This is a genomic window from Cupriavidus sp. SIMBA_020, assembly GCF_046535395.1.
GTDB classification, from domain to species: domain Bacteria; phylum Pseudomonadota; class Gammaproteobacteria; order Burkholderiales; family Burkholderiaceae; genus Cupriavidus; species Cupriavidus campinensis.
Map to the genome: position 1 here is coordinate 1 of NZ_JAWRWU010001820.1, position 230 is coordinate 230.

The 230-nt window shown below is 67.0% G+C and carries 1 pseudogene; it reads right to left on the bottom strand.

The annotated features are described in order from the left end of the window. Positions 1 to 230: pseudogene (locus SB751_RS35880) on the bottom strand (TonB-dependent siderophore receptor); the annotation flags it as partial.

Sequence of the window (230 nt, forward strand, 5' to 3'; positions counted from 1 at the left end):
GGGATGGTACAGGTCGAGCGACGGTGCGAGCGCGAGCCATACGCTGTTGGTCGTCGTCTGCCGGTCGAACTGCAGGCCGAGCAGCAGCGTGTGCTCGAGCGGGCCGGTGGCGAAGCGCGCCTGCGCGCGGTTGTCGATGTCGAGCCGGCTGTAGTTCAACTGGAACAGGCCCGCGAACCGCATCATGTTCGTCGTGCTGCCGGGCATGAAGCCGTTGCCGAACACCGTCG